Source organism: Nostoc sp., assembly GCF_036919895.1.
In the GTDB taxonomy this organism is placed as follows: Bacteria; Cyanobacteriota; Cyanobacteriia; order Cyanobacteriales; family Nostocaceae; genus Nostoc.
The window spans coordinates 15,185-35,922 of the sequence record NZ_JBALBW010000088.1 but is presented as its reverse complement, the minus strand read 5'-3'; the positions used below and the strand labels follow the sequence as shown (position 1 = coordinate 35,922).

Here is a 20,738-nt window from a genome sequence, read left to right as displayed (position 1 = left end):
GCATTGGGCATTGGGCATTGGGCATTGGGCATTGGGCATTGGGCATTGGGCATTGGGCATTGGGCATTGGGCATTGGGCATTGGGCATTGGGCATTGGGCATCTGGTGAAAATGAATGTAGAGACTTAGCAGTGCTACGTCTCTACAAGGATTTTGGATAATGCATATTTAATTTTGGGCATGTCTAATATTTTTCACAACTGCCGAATTGCAATTTCTAAGCCTTTACATACACCGCTCAGAAAATCTAAATCTAAAGTAGCGATCGCATCACTAGGTTTGTGATAATGGGGATTTCGCAAGAATGCTGTATCTGTCACCATCATTGCCGGATAACCCAAATCCCAGAAGGGCGCATGATCGCTAAGTCTGGTTTGGGGAACTATTAAACCTCGATTCGGAACGGGTAGCCATTGACTAGCTACACCAGCTTTGCGAATATTACGGCTCATCCCAATTAAGTCAGGCAATGTCCGCAAATTGCCAATTAAAGCAATAAAATCACCTCTATCTGGATAGAAGCGTTCCAGAGGAGGGGGATAGCTTTGAGAACCAGGTGTAGAATCCTTATAGCCCAGCATTTCTAGGGAGATCATTAAACGTAGCTGTTGCTTTTGTTGGTACAACAAGGCTGCATAATCAGCACTACCCAGTAAGCCGTATTCTTCCATATCGAAAGCAACTAGCCTTAATGGATATCTGACAGGAACAGATGCAAACTTTCTCGCTAATTCCAGCAACACCGCTACACCTGTAGCATTATCATCAGCCGCAGATGTTCCCGGAACGCCATCATAATGAGCGCCAATTAAAATTGGTGGCAAATCCTTTTTTTGTCGTCTAGCTTCAGGGGGTAAATTTAATATCAAGTTCTTGCAAGCTTTACCCCTGACTTCAAAGGTGTGGATTTCCACACTCCCCCATTGAGAAAATTCTTGACGGATGTATTCTTGGACGAAGAAATGTCCAGCCGTTGCCATGTAAGGATCGCGTTCTCGCGCGATCGCACCCAGGGAAGTTTGTAATCGCTCTGTTAAATTCAAATTTTTAAACTAGCGGTAATATTAACGTTTTCAGGCACTCAAAGAAGCAGAAATTTCTGCTCGAAGTACATTTAGTAAAGACTTCCAAATAAAAAATACCCCAAAACGGACGCAAAAATCCTCTCTATTCTCTTCCCTCTGCGTTCTCTGCGCCTCTGTGGTTCGTTTTTTATTTATTAGAAATCTCTAACTTGCAAAATCCAGTGCATAGAAGCAACCGGATAACAAGAATTGAGGCTGCTTGGACACAGCAATCATCGTCAATGCTATCCTAGTCTTGCAACTATCTCCTCTAGCTGTACTTCTTAGCTCACTGCCTTAAGGACGACAATTATACCATTAAGGTGTTTTCATCCCATAGCATTCAAGCTAGAGGTAGTTTCGCCCAATCATAATAAATATATAAGACACTTTAGGAGAAGAGTAACGCATGGGCAAGGTAGTCGGCATCGACTTGGGTACAACCAACTCAGTAGTCGCCGTTATGGAGGGTGGCAAGCCGGTGGTGATTGCCAATGCAGAAGGAATGCGAACAACACCCTCCGTAGTTGGCTTCAGCAAAGAAGGCGAAAGGGTCGTTGGGCAAATGGCACGGCGGCAAACCGTCCTCAATCCCCAAAATACCTTTTTTGCAGTGAAACGCTTCATTGGGCGCAAATATGCCGAACTTAGTCCAGATTCCAAGCGTGTACCCTACACCATCCGCAAAGACGAAGTAGGTAATATTAAAATTGCCTGTCCCCGCCTCAATAAAGATTTCGCCCCAGAAGAAATTTCGGCAATGGTGCTGAAGAAATTGGCAGAGGATGCTAGTCAATATTTGGGTGAACCAGTGACAGGGGCAGTGATTACAGTCCCCGCTTATTTTAACGATTCTCAACGGCAGGCAACCCGTGATGCTGGCAGAATTGCCGGTTTAGAGGTGCTGCGGATTCTTAATGAACCGACTGCTGCATCTTTGGCTTACGGATTAGATCGGGGTGACACGGAAACTATCTTAGTCTTTGACTTAGGTGGCGGGACTTTTGACGTGTCTATTTTAGATGTAGGCGATGGAATATTTGAAGTCAAAGCTACCAGTGGAGATACACAACTAGGTGGGAATGACTTTGATAAAAAAATAGTAGATTGGTTAGCAGATCAATTTCTGGAAACTGAGGGAATAGACTTAAGACGCGAGAGACAATCTTTACAACGCCTGATGGAAGCGGCCGAAAAGGCAAAAATGGAACTTTCCTCTGTCAGCGTTACCGATATTAACTTACCTTTTATTGCTGCTGACCAAGAAGGGCCCAAACATCTAGAAACTCGTTTAACTCGTTCCCAGTTTGAAGGTTTGTGTGGTGATTTGGTGGGGCGATTGCGGACACCAGTGAAACGCGCTCTTAAAGATGCCGGACTCTCACCTAGAGACATTGAAGAAGTAGTATTAGTTGGCGGTTCTACTCGAATGCCAATGGTGAAGCAGCTAGTGCGGGACTTAATTGGCACAGAACCTAACGAAAACGTTAACCCCGATGAAGTGGTGGGAGTGGGTGCAGCAATTCAAGCCGGAATTCTCGCCGGTGAACTCAAAGATGTGCTGCTTTTGGATGTCACACCCCTTTCTATGGGATTGGAAACCATTGGCGGCGTTATGAAAAAACTGATTCCCCGGAATACCACCATTCCAGTCCGTCGTTCTGACATTTTTTCCACGTCTGAAAATAACCAAAATACTGTGGAAATCCACGTAGTTCAGGGTGAACGGGAAATGGCAGCAAACAATAAGTCTTTAGGACGTTTCAAGCTGTATGGTATCCCGCCAGCCCCACGAGGAATTCCTCAAGTTCAGGTGTCATTTGATATCGATGCTAATGGTATTTTACAGGTAACAGCCTTAGATAGGACTACTGGGCGAGAACAGAGTATCACCGTTCAAGGCGCTTCCACCTTGAACGAGTCAGAAGTGAATCGGATGATTCAGGATGCTGAGAAATACGCCGATGTCGATCGCGAACGGAAAGAACGGGTAGAAAAGCGGACTCGTTCTGAGGCGCTGATTTTCCAAGCAGAAAGGCAACTGAGAGAAGTAGCACTCGAATTTGGTATGCAGTTTGCCCGCAGCCGCCGCCAAAGAATTGATAATATTTGCCGAGACTTAAAAGAGAGTCTTAAGGAAAATAGCGATCGCGGTATCGATCAAGCCTACGCTGATTTGCAAGATGCTCTCTATGAGCTAAATCGGGAAGTCCGCGAGACTTATGCTGAAGATGAAGATGACGACTTGTTAGGTACTATCCGTGACATCTTTACTGGCGGTGATAAGGATAAAGAACGCGAATTTCCCAAAGATACATACAGAGATTCGTCTCGGGAACGCGACTCATACAGTAAGGACTATGGCAGAGATTACGGTAAAGATTATAACAGAGACAATAACCGAGACAATAACCGAGACAATAACCGAGACAGTCGTTCTTCCTCTTATGAAAACCGTCCTCCACGCAAAGCCCGTCCTAGCTATCAAGATAACTGGGATGATGAAGAAGACAATGATTGGTTGTAGTACTTTTGATAAAAGTTAGAAGTGAGAAGTTAGGAATTCTCACTTCTAACTCCTAACTCCTAACTCCTAACTACTAACTACTAAATAATCTAAAAGTTAAATAACTAACTATGCAAAATTTGCCGAATTTCCGCGATTATTACGAGATTTTAGGAGTATCTAAAGACGCTTCTGGTGAGGAAATTAAAAAAGTTTATCGGCGGTTAGCAAGACAATATCACCCCGATCTCAATCCGGGTAACAAAGAATCTGAGGAAAAATTTAAGGATATCGGCGAGGCTTATGAAGTCCTTTCAGATACAGCCAAGCGATCGCAATACGACCAGTTTAGCCGCTACTGGAAGCAAAAAGGCTTTGCAGGCAATAAACAAACACCAAAGGCTAAAACTTGGCAGAGTGGCGCTAGCGATCGCAGTGGCAATCAGGACGTAGATCCCAGCCAATTCTCCGACTTTGAAAGCTTTATTAATCAAGTGATTGGTGTCAAAAATAAGACTGGGGCAAGTAATTCTAGTAATAGTAATACTAGCGATCCGTTTCGTTCCCCCAGAACAAAAGTTGCCTACACTGTTAACACCCCACCACCTCGGACTACCCGTCGAGATATAGAAGCCAGATTAACGCTACCTCTAGAAAAAGCTTATCAAGGTGGTAACGAACGCATTCGTTTAGAAGATGGGCGATCGCTAGAAGTTAATATGCCACTAGGGATGGTAACAGGCCAAACCATCCGTTTGCGGAACCAAGGCGTTGGTGGTGGCGACTTATACTTAAAAATTACCGTTGAACCTCATCCATTATTTAAGATAGATGGTTTAAATATCCTTTGCCAAGTACCAGTTACTCCTAGTGAGGCAGTTTTAGGAGGACAGGTAGAAGCCCCAACTTTGGATGGCCCAGTGAAAATGACAATTCCCCCAGGAGTTAGGTCTGGTCAAAAATTCCGACTAGGCAATAAAGGCTACCCCAGCGAAGACGGTAAACGTGGCGATGAATTGGTGGAAATTCAAATAGTTACCCCGAGAAATATTAGTCAAGAAGAACGGGAACTTTACGAAAAGTTGCGGCAAATTGAAACTTTTAAACCCCGTGCTGACTTACTGGGTTAGGGATGAGGAATTATATCAAGCTGTTGACCAAAATAATTACTAACTCAAAATTGCTGTGTCTTCTTCTGTCTTCCCCAATTCCCAAAGGATTTAAAATATAAAAAATATCTTTGAGCAAAGTGACTCAAACAGCCGTGAATCACAACGGGGAAATGCCACAAAGCAGTAAACCAACTTATTACTCCCTGCTAGGACTGCATCCCTCGGCATCAGTAATTGATATTCGTCGCGCTTATCGAGAACTGAGCAAACGCTATCATCCTGATACTACAGACTTGCCCACTGCGATCGCCACTGCCAAATTTCAGCAAATCAACGAAGCCTACGCTACCCTAAGCCATCCAGAACGCCGATTAAGCTACGATTTAAAAATTGGCTATTCCCGATTTGGAGTGATTCAACCACCCCCTGACTTGAATCATCCCGTCTCGCGTTCTCATGACTGGTCAAAGTCAGCTTACCTTGATGCTAGCGATCGCCCCTTATCATCTGGCGAAATTTTTGCTTTATTTATGCTGGTGTTAACATTTGTAGGTTGTCTGCTATTAGCAGTTGCCATTGGTTTAACTCGTGGTGATGCTGCTTTCCCAAGCCATTTACTACAGTCAACCCCATCTATACAACAGCAAATTAACCATGTATCACAACTAATTACCCTTATGGTAATTAAAAATTAAAAAATTCCCTAATCTAAAAATCTAAAATTCCTATGCCTCTTCTTCCCTCTGATACTCCTCTATATAATCATCCTCTGCCACAAATTGAACAGTGGCTAAAAGACCAAGGCTGTAAACAAGACGAAACCCAAAGGCATTGCTGGCATGTGCAACGGCCTAGTTGGGAAGCTGAACTGTGGCTCGATGTTGAACAAATTGTAGTGCGATATGTCCAATCTGGAGAAAATGGACAAGATATCCAACGCTCATTTAAATATTCTCTGAGTCGGGATGATGTAGAACAAGCTGTATTTTCTGGGCCATAAATCAAGTGCTGAGTACAGTTCACCGTAAATTTAGACCAAAGTCGATAGCGATCGCATTTCGATAAAGTGTAAAATTTGACTGGTAGTAATAATTACGGCTTTACCCATCGATGAGGGAAGGGTGAGATGAGCGATCGCACGTTTGGGCAGAAGAAAGCAGCTACATCAACTTTTTTAAATCCGTCCCTTGTCTCACCAACAACTCCGACGCTGGCAAATCCAGTGCGAGGCTTTGGTTTACCAACGAATAATGTCATCCAAACAGTAACAAAATCAGTCAACCAGCAAGCAGCACAGTCTGCTGGTCACAACATTAGTTCCATAGCATTGCATCGTCCCCAAGCAAAACTAACGGTGGGTGCGCCAAATGATATGTATGAGCAGGAAGCAGATCGCGTTGCTGACCAAGTAATGAGTATGCCCGATGGCAAGGGATCTGTGCAACGCGAGACGATGCCGGAAGAAGAAGAGGAGATCCAAACCAAAACCTTAGCGGCAACAATCGCGCCGTTAGTCCAGCGCGAAGTAATGCCGGAAGAGGAAGAAGAAATTCAAACCAAAACTCTGGGTGACTCAATTCAACGCGAGGTAATGCCTGAAGAGGAGGAGGAGATCCAAACAAAACCCCTGGGCAATAGAACTTTGCAACGGGAGGCAATGCCGGAAGAAGAAGAGATTCAAACAAAAAGCTCCCCAGATGCAGGTTTTCAAGCGGGGAGCAATCTCGAAAGTCGGCTGAGTAGTAGTCAGGGTGGGGGAAGTGCGTTGCCGGATGATGTGCGATCGTTCATGGAACCCCGCTTTGGGACTGATTTCAGTCAGGTGCGGGTGCATACAGGCGGCGAAGCGGTGCAGATGAACCGAGAGTTGAATGCTCAAGCCTTTACACACAAGCAGGATGTTTACTTTGGGGCGGGGAAGGCTCCCGGTAAGGATGCGTTGACTGCCCATGAATTGACCCATGTAGTTCAACAGACTGGCAATATTCAAACTAGTGAATCTTTCAATCAATCATCTGTACAGCGAAAATGTCCAGTCTGCAAGGAAGGTCAAGAGGCACAGATACCTCAATCACTAGAACAAGAAACGCAAGATTTGCAGTTCAAAAATACAAATACTTTAACAGTACAGCGTTTGGGTGAACCACTTAAAGATAAACCGAACATTAAACCAGCATCAGGCACAACCAAAGATGGAAAACAGCGTCAATATTCAGTCGAACAATACATAGAAATGTGGGAAGCTGAACAGGGGCGAAAGTTAACAGATATTGAGAAACAAACTCTTGCACGGGGGTGTATCGGGATTACTGCTTTAGACCTCAGTGGTGGAGGCAACCCACCGCTTGATGACTGTTATGCTACCTTCGATCAAGCAAAAGCCAAAATGGATGAAAAAAATAAAAGTTTGGCATTGCAAAAAGATGTGGCACTCAATCTAGGTCTGACTGAACTTTATAATTCTTTTAAGGATCAGCGGGCTGTGCTTTTTGCCAAACTGTTTTGGTCAAATCAGGATTCGGATCAGAAGAAACGCAAGAAACCAAACAAGAATGCGTTTAGACCTGATAAAAAAACTGGTGAGGTAGACATGAGTCAATACAAATACCTTGAGAGACCAGGTTTTGTCAACTTTGATTACGGATTCTGGGATGAAGCTAGCCAGAGCTTTTGGCACGCCAATCATAGCCAGCCAGGGATGAAAGTCTATCAAAGTACCAAAGAAAAGTTTGCCAAAGGTTACATCGATTTTGACAGAATTGTTTATTGTGTTGCGATCGCTAAAAATTACGATCCGGCAAAAGCAGTCAAATCACCTTAGAGCAGAAAAAATCATTATGAAAGATGCGGAGGTTTAACTATGGAAGAGCTAGATTTTGCAGACAAAATCAATCAGAAAACCACGATTCAGGGTATTGCACAAAATGCTTCCCTGGGTGCAGTCCTCATGACAGATGATTACACACCTGTTTACTTAGATGGAATCCCAGAGTGGGATAGTAGCATTGCCGAAAGCGAAATAGTCGTAACAGGTATATTGCGTCACCGGAGTATTGCTCCAAAGACTACTATCAACCCTAAAGGGGAAGTAAGTCATGGAGTTGATAGCGATAGTTATATTCTAGAAAATCCGACTTGGGTAATTGCTCCATAGTGAGTATTTCCGATAATGCTGCTATATTTTTTACCGGGATTAGCCTTAACGCTGGTTTTAGCTGGATGTAATTCTATAAAGTTACCGCTAGCGCATCCAAGCGTAGCTGAAATCAATCAGACAGATGCAACAAGTAGGAATGCTACTCTCTCTGAAGCAAGCCTAAACCAACTTATTACGATTCGCGGAACGGCACAAAATGCTTCTCTTGGTGCCATCGTCCTGACGGAGGATGAGACACCTGTCTATATGGATGGAATTCAAGAATGGGATAGTGACCTTGTGGGTAAGATGATTGTTGCAAGAGGTATACTTCGTCGCAAGAGCCTTGCACCAAAAACTATAGTCAGTCCAAATGGTGAAGTTAGTCATGGGATCGATGGTGAGAGTTACGTTTTAGATAACTCTACATGGAAAGTCGATCGTTCTCGTTGATAGGTGATTGTATTGCAAAAGGGCGATCGCCAATCTTGTCAGGTGGGGATTTCTAAAAATGTGCGTAGGCGTAGCCCGTCGTAGACATCGCGTCATCATAATTGAAACCAATGCCCACCTACTGAATTACTAACTCCTCACTGATTTTAAACTTTCCCAAACCGCCGCTCCCGTTGCTGGTAAGAACACAAAGCACGGTGAAACTCAGCCCGATCAAAATCTGGCCAGAGAGCATCGGTAATATAAATTTCTCCATAAGCCATTTGCCAGAGAAGGAAATTTGAGAGGCGCATTTCTCCACTGGTGCGAATTAACAAATCTGGATCGGTAATTCCTGCTGTGTATAAGTGGCTTTCAAACACCTGTTCATTAATTTCATCGGGTTGTAGCAGACCTTGTTGAACTTGTTTTGCGATCGCCTGACAAGCTTGCAGAATTTCTTGCCGTCCGCCATAATTAGTTGCCACTGAAAATCGGATACCGCGATTATCCTTGGTTTCTTCCATTGAACGGGATATTTCTTGTTGGAGCGATCGTGGCAGAGCCTGCAAATTTCCTACAAACTTAATTTGAACATTCTCTTCGACCATTTCCCGCAGTTCTTGGCGCAAAACTCTTTGAAACAGAGTCATCAAAAAATCCACTTCTTCCTGCGGTCTTTTCCAGTTCTCTGTTGAGAAAGCATAAGCTGTCAGAGCCTGAATCCCCCAATCCTGACAACAGCGAAGTAAATCTTTGAGAGCATCTACCCCTCGCTTATGACCCATAAATCTAGGTAGACCCTGACGTTTAGCCCATCGACCATTGCCATCCATAATCACCGCAACATGCTGTGGTAATAGTTCTCGTTTTAAGTCAGTAGGCAAATCTTGCAGTTTAGTTTGTTGTGCTGTCATTTTTTATCTCGAGAAGCGGTCGTTCGCGTAGCGCGTCGAAGACGTGGTAATCCGAGTAAACGTGAAACCAGTGCTAGTGTCTTCCCACCTATCCGACGAACAAAACTCAACAGACCAGGAGCAACAGCTTCCCTATCTACGGTTGGTGACAAAAGAGCCTCTAATGACTCTTTTAGTTTCTTAATCGTCAGTGGTCTATTTAGGGTTCCCCGTTCCGCTAAGGAAATGGAACCCGTTTCTTCAGATACGACGACACAAATGCAATTTTCGACCCGCTCAGTAATTCCCATTGCGGCCCGATGGCGTGTTCCCAACTGGCGCGAGGCTGTGCGTCCCGAAAGTGGTAAGATTATACCCGATGATATAAGCCGTGAGCCACGAATTAATGTCGCTCCATCGTGTAACAAAGTTTTCGGCTGAAAAATTGTCTGGATTAGTTCTTTAGAAACCTCCGCATTTAGCTTTACTCCTGGCACAGAAAAATCTCGCTCATCAATTGGCCCTGTGGTTTCCACAATTAGTAAAGCTCCAATCCGGTTTTTTGACAATTCTTTAACAGCCTCAACAATTTCATCAATTACACTATCAGATTTGGGAATTGCCAGCCGGTCGGGTTGAAATAGCTGGCGGAATTCGCCACGCCCCAGTTGCTCCAAAAACCGCCGAAACTCAGACTGTAAAGCAACTGCCATTGCTACAGCACAACCAATTACCAACTTTTCCAGTACAAAACTTAGCAGAGGTAGTCCTAATCTGCCACTTAGTGCTGAGGCTAGCATTAAGATAATGAATCCTCGCACCATCCAGAGTGTCCGGCGCTCACTAATAATAACTAGGATCATGTACGTCAGCGCCAGCACTAACACTATATCCAGAGTCCCAAGTAGCAAGGACTGTGACCACCCCAGGTTTATCAGCCATTGCTTCCACCAATCTCTCATGACATCTGGATTACACTTTTGCCTCTAATTACACTTAGTCATTGGTCATTAGTCATTTGTAATTATTTCCTGGCTAATGACCAATAACCAAGGACAAATGACTAAATTTTCAGCCTTTCTGGTAGGCTATCTTGTCGAATTAAGTCTTGGTAAGTTTCACGTTGCAAAATTACATTTGCCTCGCCATTCGCCACCACAACTGCTGCCGGTCGGGGTAAGCGGTTATAGTTAGATGCCATACTGTAATTGTACGCACCAGTTCCCATAACTACGAGAATATCTCCTGGTTCAGTCTTTGGGAGGAGAGCATTTTTAATCAGAATATCTCCTGATTCACAATGTTTACCAGCAATTGTGACTGTTTGAGTTAAAGGATAAGACATTTTATTGGCAACTACTGCCCGATAAACTGATTGGTAAGTAATCGGGCGAGGATTATCAGACATTCCCCCATCGATCGCTACGTAGGTACGAATTTCTGGAATAACTTTGGATGAACCAATAGTATAAGCAGTGACGCAAGCTGTGGCAATTAGCGATCGCCCTGGTTCACTCAGTAATTTCGGTAAAGGCAGATTTTCGACCGCACAGGCTTCTTGGACAACTTCACAAATCGCCTTCACCCACTCTTCAATGCTGGGGGGATCGTCTGATTCTGTGTACTTAATTCCCAAGCCACCACCAACATTTAACTCTGTAATATTTAAACCATACTTCCCGGCATCCCGCAGCCATTGCACCATGACAGCAGCCAAATCTTGATGCGGTTGGCGCTCAAAAATTTGGGAACCAATATGAGCGTGTACCCCTACGCAATTCAGGGTTGGCTGTTGACTTACAAAGGTAAAAACTTCACCTAAATCGTTGGGATCAAAGCCGAATTTGCTATCTAAGTGTCCAGTGCGAATATACTCGTGAGTGTGGCATTCAATACCGGGAGTTAGCCGCAGCATAATGCGAATGGAGAGAGGCGATGGGGAATTTACTTCCCTTGCTCCCCCTGCTCCCCCTGCTCCCCTGCTCCCCTGCTCCCCTGCTATTTCCACAAGGTTATGCAACTCATACCAGTTATCCGCCACAATGGTGACACCAGACTCGATCGCTAAAATTAGTTCTTCACGAGATTTATTATTTCCGTGGAGGTAGATTTTATTGGGACTAACACCCGCTTGTAGGGCGGTGTAAAGTTCGCCCCCAGAAACTACATCGATTCCTAATCCTTCAGACGCAGCGATCGCACAAACTGCTAAACAATTCCAAGCTTTTGAGGCGTACAATACTTGAGATTCGCCCTTGTAGTACTGCTTGAAAGCATCTCGGTATTGCTGACAAGCCGAACGCAAGGTTTCTTCATCTAAAATATATAAAGGTGAGCCAAATTGCTCAACTAGGTTTGTGACATCACATCCACCAATTTCTAGGGAGTCATGATTATGAACTCTAGCAGTTAAGGGTAAAAGTTCCTGATTAGGTGAGGGATTCGCGTTTATATCGCGCCTTTGAGGTAAATATTGACTTCCAGAATGTTGAACCCCAGTGGGGTGAGTCGATACCATAAATATAAAAGTTGTCCTTGTTCAAATTACGGGCTTTGAGTTCGTCTCCCGATTCTCAGTTTACAAAGGGTTTGTAATCTTATTCAACAAATGTGATCTCATCAGACTTAGAAATTAAATTACTGACAACAGATAATCTCAGTGCAATTCTGGAACTAGATCGAGCCTGTTTTGGCGGACTGTGGACTCTGGAGGGCTACAAACGAGAATTGGATAGTCCCAACAGCGATTTACTCGGTTTATTTTCCCCGTCCAATAGCACAAGGTTGCTAGGAATGGGTTGCTTTTGGTCAATTTTAGACGAAGCCCACATTACAATTTTGGCGGTTCATCCCGAACATCACCGTCAAGGCTTGGGACAGGCTCTATTATATTCACTTATCAAGACAGCTTGCGATCGCAAAATGGAGCGAGCTACCCTCGAAGTGAGAGCTTCAAACTTGGGCGCTATCTCGTTATATCAAAAATTCGGCTTCAAAACAGCCGGACTGCGGCGGCGTTACTACCAAGATAACGATGAGGACGCGCTAATTCTCTGGCTCCCAGATTTACAACACTCAAAATTTAAAGCAATTTTAGACCAGTGGTATTCCATTGTCAGCGATCGCCTAGACAAATCTTCTTGGCACTTGATTTTTAAGTAGTTGGGGATTAAGGTAGAAAGCTTCTGGTGCATCTACTTCGTTAACACCCCTATCTAATTCCAAGCTACTAAATTGGAGATTTTAATGCTCTTGACCTTAAACCCTTGATCTAAGTGCATTTTCGCAGCCTACGATCGGCTTCAGCAAAAAAGAGCAACTTTGCTTGGCTGATTTCTATTTAAATATTTTATCTAAAAGTTAAATAATATAACAAAAATATATACGATGTTTTTGATGCTTGATATTTAAAAATTTATATGGTATTTGTAGGTGTTTGGGATTAAGTCAGTAAATTCTCAATATAAGCAGTCAGCTATTTGTAATAAATCCCAAAAACGCTGGTGAACTAAAGCTCCTCAGTACACTAGCCACACAAAAGTAGTCAATAGTTAACAATTAGCCCATCAACTAAAGTCATAGCTTCAGGATGTCTATAATCTGTTATACAGGCATCCAAAAGCTTTGCCTGTGCTAAAATCAGCATACCGGCACGACCGCAGATGATGGGATAAAGCCATGTTTGAGCGCTTCACAGAAAAAGCCATTAAGGTAATCATGCTGGCCCAAGAAGAGGCCCGCCGTTTAGGTCACAACTTTGTCGGAACCGAGCAGATCCTCTTGGGTCTGATTGGCGAAGGCACTGGTGTGGCCGCCAAGGTGCTGAAATCAATGGGTGTCAATCTCAAAGATGCCCGAATTGAAGTTGAAAAAATTATAGGACGGGGATCGGGCTTTGTTGCCGTGGAAATTCCGTTTACGCCACGGGCAAAGCGAGTTTTAGAACTCTCCTTGGAAGAAGCACGCCAACTGGGGCATAACTACATTGGCACCGAGCATCTGCTGTTGGGCCTAATCCGCGAAGGGGAAGGTGTCGCAGCCAGGGTGCTAGAAAACCTCGGTGTGGATCTATCTAAGGTAAGAACCCAAGTCATCCGGATGTTGGGAGAAACTGCCGAAGTTTCACCAGGCGGTTCATCCGGGCGCACAAAAACCCCGACTCTGGATGAATTTGGCTCCAACCTGACCCAAATGGCGATCGACAATAAGCTCGATCCAGTGGTGGGACGCGCCAAGGAAATTGAGCGAGTGATTCAGATATTGGGTCGCCGAACCAAAAATAACCCAGTGCTGATTGGGGAACCAGGGGTTGGTAAAACTGCGATCGCTGAAGGTTTAGCTTCCCGCATTGCCACCAAAGATGTCCCTGACATCCTCGAAGATAAACGCGTCGTCACCTTGGATATTGGTTTGCTCGTAGCAGGAACCAAGTACCGGGGTGAATTTGAAGAACGCTTGAAAAAAATCATGGATGAAATCCGTTCGGCGGGTAATGTCATTCTCGTGATTGATGAGGTACACACCTTAATTGGTGCGGGTGCAGCCGAAGGTGCTATTGACGCAGCAAATATCCTGAAGCCAGCTTTGGCTAGGGGTGAGTTGCAGTGCATCGGTGCTACAACCCTAGATGAATACCGGAAGCACATCGAGCGAGATGCAGCCCTAGAACGGCGTTTCCAACCAGTGATGGTTGGCGAACCGACAGTAGATGAAACAATTGAAATTTTGTATGGTCTGCGCGAACGCTACGAGCAACACCATAAACTGAAAATCTCCGACGAAGCCTTGGTGGCGGCGGCGAAGTTATCAGACCGTTACATTAGCGATCGCTTCCTCCCAGATAAAGCCATCGACTTAGTTGATGAAGCTGGTTCTAGGGTGCGCTTGATTAACTCCCAACTACCACCCGCAGCCAAAGAGTTAGACAAAGAACTACGTCAGATATTAAAAGAAAAAGATGACGCGGTGCGCTCCCAAGACTTTGACAAAGCTGGAGAACTCCGCGATCGCGAAATGGAAATCAAAGCCGAAATCCGCGCGATCGCTCAAAGCAAGACCAATGCAACTGGCACAGAAGGTGAAGAACCTGTAGTTACAGAAGAAGACATTGCTCACATTGTCGCTTCCTGGACTGGAGTACCGGTGAACAAACTCACCGAATCTGAATCTGAAAAGCTGCTGCACATGGAAGACACCTTGCACCAGCGTTTAATTGGTCAAGACGAAGCTGTGAAAGCAGTTTCACGGGCAATTCGTCGCGCTCGTGTTGGTTTGAAAAATCCCAACCGACCCATAGCTAGCTTTGTCTTCTCTGGGCCGACTGGCGTAGGTAAAACCGAGTTGGCGAAATCCTTAGCTGCTTACTTCTTCGGTTCCGAAGAAGCGATGATCCGCTTAGATATGTCCGAATACATGGAGCGTCACACCGTCAGCAAGCTGATTGGTTCACCTCCAGGTTATGTTGGCTATAACGAAGGTGGTCAGCTAACTGAAGCCGTGCGGCGGCGTCCTTACACCGTGGTGTTGTTCGACGAAATCGAAAAAGCGCACCCCGATGTTTTCAATATGCTGCTGCAAATTTTGGAAGACGGTCGGTTAACTGATGCCAAAGGTCGCACGGTGGACTTCAAGAACACCTTGCTGATTTTAACTTCCAATATTGGTTCTAAGGTAATTGAAAAAGGCGGTAGCGGTATCGGCTTTGAATTCTCCGAAGATGCTAGCGAGTCAACTTACAACCGGATTCGCTCTTTGGTGAATGAAGAACTCAAGCAATACTTCCGTCCAGAGTTCCTCAACCGACTCGATGAAATTATCGTCTTCCGTCAGTTGAACAAGCCGGAAGTGACCCAAATCGCCGAAATTATGCTCAAGGAAGTATTTGGTCGTCTGACGGAAAAGGGTATCACCTTAGAAGTCACTGATCGCTTCAAGGAGCGTTTGATCGAAGAAGGTTACAGTCCCAGCTACGGCGCGAGGCCATTACGTCGGGCAATTATGCGCCTGTTAGAAGATAGCCTAGCAGAAGAAATTCTGTCTGGTCGCATTAAAGATGGCGATACTGCGATCGTTGATGTGGATGAAAATGGCGTTGTGCAAGTTAGTTCTCAACAGCGTCGGGAATTGTTACCCCAAGGTGTTGAGTAAGATTTAGGGTTTGGGATTTAAATCTCAAATAGAAAATTAGAAACCGGTAGAGTAGTTATTGCTCTACCGGTTTTTTCACATATCGTTACTATGTTAGATTGATCAGATAACCACTAAAAGGTGTTCCAAGTTATGACCTTCAGTGATGTAATTGAAGCAATTAAAAGTCTTTCCAGTGAAGAAAAGTTAGAAATTCAACTGTTATTGCAGCAATATTTACGGGAAGAAAGGCGTGAAGAAATTTATCAAAATTTTCAGGCGGCGCAAGTAGAACATCAAAATAGTGAACTAAAGTTTTCCTCAAATATCGAAGAACTGAGACAACTGCTAGAAGAGTGATGTTAAAAGTAAGTTTCAGTTCTTCATTTAAACGTGCTTTTAAAAAGAGAATTCAAAAGAATGTAGATTTAGAAGAACGGTTTTGGCAAAAGTTGGAGCAGTTTACAGCAGATCCATTTGATCAGGGTTTAAAAACTCATAAGTTGTTAGGTAAGCTTAAAGACTTATGGAGTTTTAGTCTAGATTCTGACAAGAGAGTAATTTTTTACTTTACAGATGATGGCGATGCTGTGTTTGTAGATATTGGTAGTCACGATGAAGTTTACTAAGTAAAATCTATTAATAGGCAGATAAAAATCAATATTCAAAAAACGGTAGAAGACAAAACTTATCTACCGTTTTTTTGTTGTCTACCAATACGACAAAAACACAAATAGCAGATGAATCTAACCTTATTCCTTCTATAATTTCTGCTTCACTGTTAATTATTCTCTGTCTGCGGGAAAACTAAAAATAGGCGATTAAGTCGCTGTAAGCAGTTGAGTAAGAGTAAAGCAGAGTATGGATAACAGTTTACAGATCAACATTGAGAAAGATTTTCTCAATGTTGATACTTTCTATCAAACCCAGTGTAAAGAATTTATATATTTAAAAAATTACAAGGCTGAAAAGTTAAATTATGTGCAATCTTGGGTAAAAAACAACTTAAACTCCTCACCTGACCTTGAGCAAGCAGCAGCAATTGGTGCTGTAGAAGGTCATATACAAGTAGTAGCACGGGCTGGAAGTGGCAAAACTTCAACATTGGTAAATCGAGCTTTATTTTTGCAAAAACATTGCGGTGTTGCACCCAATGAAATATTACTTTTAGCTTTCAATCGCAAGGCTACGGAAGAAATACTAGAGCGCCTTACTCTACAATTACAAAGCTCTGTTCCTCATGTAATGACTTTCCATGCATTAGCATACGCTTTAGTTCATCCAGAAAAAAGTATTCTTTTCAATGAACCAGATGGACAACAGAATAAAGCCCAAGCTTTACAGACTGTAATTTATGAGTATCACCGCAAGCCAGATGTTTATGAAAAAATTCGCGCTTTGATGATGGCGAACTTTCGTGAAGACTGGGAGCGTATTGCTTGGGGTGACTACGATAAAAGTCCTGAAGAAATGTTGCGTTACCGTCGCTCATTACCAAGAGAAGGGCTTGATGGAAAGTACTACAAGTCTTTTGGCGAGAAAGTAATTGCCAATTTTTTATTAGAACACAACATTACATATAAATACGAGCGTAACTTTTGGTGGGATGGCATTAATTATCGCCCTGACTTTACGATTGGAGAAAATCAGGGGATAGTTATTGAATATTTTGGACTTGAAGGCGATCCAGATTACGATATAATGTCAGAACAAAAGCGAGAATATTGGCGAAATCATCCTAACTGGCATTTTGTGGAATTATCCCCGACAACCCTCAGATTTGAGGGAGTAGAAGATTTTTGTGCTTTACTTAAGCGATGTCTTGAAAGTTATGGTGTTAGGTGCGATCGCTTGACTGAAGACGAGATTTGGAAGAAAATTAAACTTAGAGCAATAGACCGTTTTACCAAAGTAGTAGAAGGATTTATCCAGCGTTGTCGCAAACTGTCCCTCACTTCAGAAAAATTAGCCTCTCTCGTTGATAATCATAAGTGTGCTAGTGATGTCGAGCAGCGTTTTCTGGAGCTTGCACAAAAGTTTTATCAGTCCTATTTGCAACAGCTTCAGGCAACAGGCGAGGATGATTTTGATGGACTGATGCAAAAAGCTGCCGCAGCGATCGCATCAGGACAAACTGTATTTCGTCGTAAATCTGGCACTGGCGATTTAAAGTGTCTTCGATACATACTGATTGATGAATATCAAGATTTCTCAGAACTTTTTCACCATTTAATAGAAGCAATTCGACAACAAAATCCTCAAGCACAATTTTTCTGTGTTGGTGATGACTGGCAAGCAATTAATGGTTTCGCTGGTTCTGATCTTCGCTTTTATCAAAATTTCGCGCAGTTTTTCCAGCCTTCGCAAAAACCCAATATATCTACTAATTACCGTTCAGCTACTTCAATTGTCGATATCGGTAATACATTAATGCATGGATTGGGTACTCCTGCACGCGCCCATAAAGCCATATTTGGAACGGTTGAAATTGTTGATATGGGACAATTTGAGCCAACTCCCAAGGAGCAAGAACAGCATCCAGGGGACAGTATAACGCCTGCTATATTGCGCTTAGTAGACAAGGCTATCAAGGATAGAAAAAATGTAGTTATACTCAGCCGTAAAAATAGTTTACCTTGGTATGTAAATTATGGTAAAGGTAGATCAAAAGATGGCGGACTCGAAAAATTCTTAAACTTGGTACGCTCCTATCTACCTGAAGAATCAAGAAAGGCTGTAACTATATCAACTGCTCACAAGTATAAAGGTCTTCAGAATGATGTAGTTATAATACTTGATGCTGTCCCCCGTTGTTACCCATTAATACACCCTGATTTGATGTTTAGCCGTGTTTTCGGTGATAGCATTGAGCAAGTAGTTGATGAGGAGCGTCGTCTTTTTTATGTTGCCTTAACTCGTGCAGTAGAGCATTTATTTATTCTCACAGAAACTAAAAACTTGTCACCTTTCCTTGAAGAATTAAAAAGTAGGAAAAGAATTAACTTACTTGATTGGTTAGATTATCCGCCTTTTGTTGGAAGCATACAGCACATTACTGTTAAAGTCGGCAATCAGCCTGGAAAAGGTGGGAATGGTACTTATGCAATTAAAGATTTGCTCAATGCCGAAGGCTATAGCTGGAGGACAATTAAATGGTCAGCTTGGTGTTGTACCTTTCCTGCACAAGAGTTCTCAATACAACAATATTTTGATAACGCTCAGTGGATTTCTCCGGCTGCTGGTATTGAGGTGCGATTTTATGACGATTTAGAGAATATGCTGGCGAAGTATTATGTTGACTCTGGACAATGTATTGCGGTAATTAATAATATTCCTGAAATCGATTTACATATAAATCCTTGGTAAAAATTGGAGCAAAGATTAGAGCCGTGAACTAAATGACCACAAGATAATCGCTCGTTTATTTTGTAGCCATCCCCTACCTGCGGCGAGGCTGGAAATGACAGCCAACAACAGGATGACCTGAAACCCTTATCCAGTCTTAAACCTCATGTGTAAATATTTCTGTCCAGGTACTTATAGTAAAGCCAAGGGATAGAATATCCAAGCAGCATGATCGCCGAGAATATGAAAACCCATGAAAGAAGTGATAGGCGGTTGTCCTTGACTAATTAAATAAACCGCTTGGTCAAAAATTCCTAAGTCAAAAGCGGTTGATTGAAATAATTCGTGTCGTAAGCTGCTGCACCCAATAAAATTAAGGCACTTAGGCCAACTATCCAACCAAGATAACTAAGCTGATTAAGTTTATTCCTCATACCATCAAAAAAATATCCATTGTGAGTATTTTAGATACATAATTAGCAATATTATTCACTACCCTAATCAGCCCTAAATGTATCGCACAAATATTGTAAAGCTATTCACAAAAAGAACGAGCGTATTCCGAGAAAAACAATGGTTATTTAGCTTACTGGTAATATCTCTAATTCTATGGCTGATATTTTTGGGAAACTCCCCTTTACGAGATTGGGATGAAGGTACTTACGCTATAGTCGCCAGAGAAATTTACCGGACTGGTAACTGGCTTTATCCCACTATTCAGGGAGAACCATTTTTATTAAAACCGCCTTTGATGCAATGGTTAATTGCTTGGTGCTACCACTTAGGAGGAGTGCAAGAGTTAACTACACGCTTACCTGGTGCGGTTTTAACTGCGTTGGGAGTGCCTTTGCTTTACTTGGTGGGGCGTTTGGCTTTTAACCAAAGTTTACCGGCTCTATTTTCTGCTTTAGTTTACTTGACAATGTTGCCTGTGGTGCGTCATGGACGACTAGCAATGTTAGATGGGATGACTATTTCTTTTTTCTTGCTGTTATTGTTTTGTCTTTTGAAAGCACGTCAGAACCGAAAATATGCTCTAGGTGTGGGATTTTGTCTGGGGTTAATTATTTTGACTAAGGGAATGATAGTTTTGCTATTGGGGGCGATCGCTTGTTTATTTATGCTTGCAGATGGACAATTGGCTTTGTTGAGAAGTCCCTATCTCTGGGTGGGGATTGTGTTAGGAAATGCTCCTGCGATCGCTTGGTATATTGCCCAATGGCAACATTATGGGAATACTTTCTTAGAAGTGCATTTTCAAGCACAAGCTTTTGACCGCCTTACACAAACTGTTGAAGGTAATAGCGGGCCTCCTTGGTACTATTTATTAGAATTACTCAAATATGGTTTTCCCTGGCTGCTATTTTTACCTGGAGGGCTTTATCTAGCTTGGAAAAAACGTCATAATACTTGGGGTTCTCTAGTTCTGTTAGGCATAGTTGTTTATTTAGGAACTATTTCTTTTATGAGAACTAAACTTCCGTGGTATGTCATGCCTGTATATCCATTTTTAGCCTTGGCAATTGGTGCTAATTTGAGCGAAGTTTGGCAGAATCGTCATTTCAGAGTGCGAACCTGGACAATATTTCTGGCTATTATTTCTATTGCTGGTTTAGGAGGTTATTTTTACTTTTTTATGAAGAAACAGCCTATTTTGATAGTCATGAGCATTGTTTTGGCAATAAGTATGGGAATTGCAGCATGGCTAGTTAAACAGCGCGATCGCAAATTTATTCCAGTGCTATTTACAGGAATGTATTTAGTTTTAATCCTACTGGTAAGTTCGCAATCTTGGATTTGGGAATTAAAAGAAGCTTTTCCAGTCAAACCAGTTGCAGCATTAATTCGCCAACACGTCTTACCAGGAACAACAATCTATAGCTCATTTGCTTATAATCGTCCTAGTTTAGATTTCTATAGTGATTGCAAAGTAATTTCTGCTTCTATTGCTGTCTTAAAAGAACAATTTGATAAGAAATCTTATTTATTATTAGATAATCTGACTTTACAACAGACAAATTTATCTGAATATCACATTTTAGGCATTGCTGATAATTTTACTCTGATTTCACAATCAATTAAGTAATACCTGATAGACTTTTTTACAAAAGAATATCAAAT

General features: G+C 42.8%; 17 protein-coding genes and 1 pseudogene. 13 read left to right on the top strand and 5 right to left on the bottom strand.

The annotated features are described in order from the left end of the window. Positions 1-194 precede the first annotated feature (194 nt). Complete coding sequence (locus tag V7K55_RS18005) at positions 195-1,043, bottom strand: M28 family peptidase (protein ID WP_334833690.1); 849 nt, start codon at positions 1,041-1,043, stop codon at positions 195-197. A 430-nt stretch (positions 1,044-1,473) separates the two neighbouring features. On the opposite strand from V7K55_RS18005, the gene dnaK reads away from it, so the two are divergent. From dnaK to V7K55_RS17970, 7 genes are all read left to right on the top strand, one after another. Beyond that, positions 1,474-3,591 (top strand): molecular chaperone DnaK, encoded by a 2,118-nt coding sequence (gene dnaK, locus V7K55_RS18000; protein WP_334833688.1) that lies wholly within the window; start codon positions 1,474-1,476, stop codon positions 3,589-3,591. A 110-nt stretch (positions 3,592-3,701) separates the two neighbouring features. Further along, on the top strand, positions 3,702-4,700 hold the full coding sequence (locus V7K55_RS17995) for a DnaJ C-terminal domain-containing protein (RefSeq protein WP_334833686.1): 999 nt from the start codon (positions 3,702-3,704) through the stop codon (positions 4,698-4,700). 152 nt (positions 4,701-4,852) lie between these two features. Continuing rightward, positions 4,853-5,377: a J domain-containing protein gene (locus V7K55_RS17990; protein WP_334833692.1), complete on the top strand. Its 525-nt coding sequence runs from the start codon at positions 4,853-4,855 to the stop codon at positions 5,375-5,377. 32 nt (positions 5,378-5,409) lie between these two features. Further along, positions 5,410-5,682, top strand: coding sequence for a DUF3143 domain-containing protein (locus V7K55_RS17985; protein WP_334833684.1), 273 nt, complete (start codon positions 5,410-5,412; stop codon positions 5,680-5,682). A gap of 126 nt (positions 5,683-5,808) precedes the next feature. After that, the gene (locus V7K55_RS17980) at positions 5,809-7,503 is read left to right on the top strand and encodes an eCIS core domain-containing protein (RefSeq protein WP_334833682.1); all 1,695 of its coding nucleotides are present in this window, start codon (positions 5,809-5,811) and stop codon (positions 7,501-7,503) included. A 39-nt stretch (positions 7,504-7,542) separates the two neighbouring features. Beyond that, on the top strand, positions 7,543-7,836 hold the full coding sequence (locus V7K55_RS17975; RefSeq protein WP_334833680.1) for a hypothetical protein: 294 nt from the start codon (positions 7,543-7,545) through the stop codon (positions 7,834-7,836). Positions 7,837-7,851: 15 nt separating this feature from the next. Further along, positions 7,852-8,271 (top strand): hypothetical protein, encoded by a 420-nt coding sequence (locus V7K55_RS17970; RefSeq protein WP_334833678.1) that lies wholly within the window; start codon positions 7,852-7,854, stop codon positions 8,269-8,271. 146 nt (positions 8,272-8,417) lie between these two features. On the opposite strand, the gene V7K55_RS17965 is transcribed toward V7K55_RS17970, so the two are convergent. The 3 genes from V7K55_RS17965 to lysA all read right to left on the bottom strand — a co-directional run bounded on the left by V7K55_RS17965 (position 8,418) and on the right by lysA (position 11,664). After that, positions 8,418-9,167 carry an isoprenyl transferase gene (locus V7K55_RS17965; RefSeq protein WP_334833676.1) on the bottom strand — a complete coding sequence of 250 codons (750 nt, stop codon included), beginning with the start codon at positions 9,165-9,167 and terminating at the stop codon, positions 8,418-8,420. Beyond that, entirely contained in the window at positions 9,164-10,108 is a 945-nt protein-coding gene (cdaA, locus tag V7K55_RS17960; protein ID WP_094342729.1) for a diadenylate cyclase CdaA, read from the bottom strand. Before cdaA ends, V7K55_RS17965 begins: the two co-directional genes overlap by 4 nt. Before the next feature lie 101 nt (positions 10,109-10,209). Then, positions 10,210-11,664 carry a diaminopimelate decarboxylase gene (lysA, locus tag V7K55_RS17955; RefSeq protein ID WP_334833674.1) on the bottom strand — a complete coding sequence of 485 codons (1,455 nt, stop codon included), beginning with the start codon at positions 11,662-11,664 and terminating at the stop codon, positions 10,210-10,212. Positions 11,665-11,756: 92 nt separating this feature from the next. Between lysA and rimI the strand changes: the two genes are divergently transcribed. The 5 genes from rimI (at position 11,757) to V7K55_RS17930 (ending at position 18,638) form a co-directional block, all read left to right on the top strand. Next, positions 11,757-12,308: a ribosomal protein S18-alanine N-acetyltransferase gene (gene rimI / locus V7K55_RS17950; RefSeq protein WP_334833672.1), complete on the top strand. Its 552-nt coding sequence runs from the start codon at positions 11,757-11,759 to the stop codon at positions 12,306-12,308. 516 nt (positions 12,309-12,824) lie between these two features. Beyond that, positions 12,825-15,293 (top strand): ATP-dependent Clp protease ATP-binding subunit, encoded by a 2,469-nt coding sequence (locus tag V7K55_RS17945; RefSeq protein WP_334833670.1) that lies wholly within the window; start codon positions 12,825-12,827, stop codon positions 15,291-15,293. Between the two features lie 132 nt (positions 15,294-15,425). Continuing rightward, entirely contained in the window at positions 15,426-15,632 is a 207-nt protein-coding gene (locus V7K55_RS17940) for a hypothetical protein (RefSeq protein WP_334833668.1), read from the top strand. Continuing rightward, entirely contained in the window at positions 15,632-15,901 is a 270-nt protein-coding gene (locus V7K55_RS17935; protein ID WP_334833666.1) for a type II toxin-antitoxin system RelE/ParE family toxin, read from the top strand. Before V7K55_RS17940 ends, V7K55_RS17935 begins: the two co-directional genes overlap by 1 nt. 232 nt (positions 15,902-16,133) lie before the next feature. Next, complete coding sequence (locus V7K55_RS17930; protein WP_334833664.1) at positions 16,134-18,638, top strand: UvrD-helicase domain-containing protein; 2,505 nt, start codon at positions 16,134-16,136, stop codon at positions 18,636-18,638. Between the two features lie 174 nt (positions 18,639-18,812). Here the strand turns inward: V7K55_RS17930 and V7K55_RS17925 are convergent. Then, positions 18,813-19,051, bottom strand: a pseudogene (locus tag V7K55_RS17925) (DUF2079 domain-containing protein); the annotation flags it as partial. 77 nt (positions 19,052-19,128) lie between these two features. On the opposite strand from V7K55_RS17925, the gene V7K55_RS17920 reads away from it, so the two are divergent. Next, entirely contained in the window at positions 19,129-20,703 is a 1,575-nt protein-coding gene (locus V7K55_RS17920; RefSeq protein WP_334833662.1) for an ArnT family glycosyltransferase, read from the top strand. Positions 20,704-20,738 lie beyond the last annotated feature (35 nt).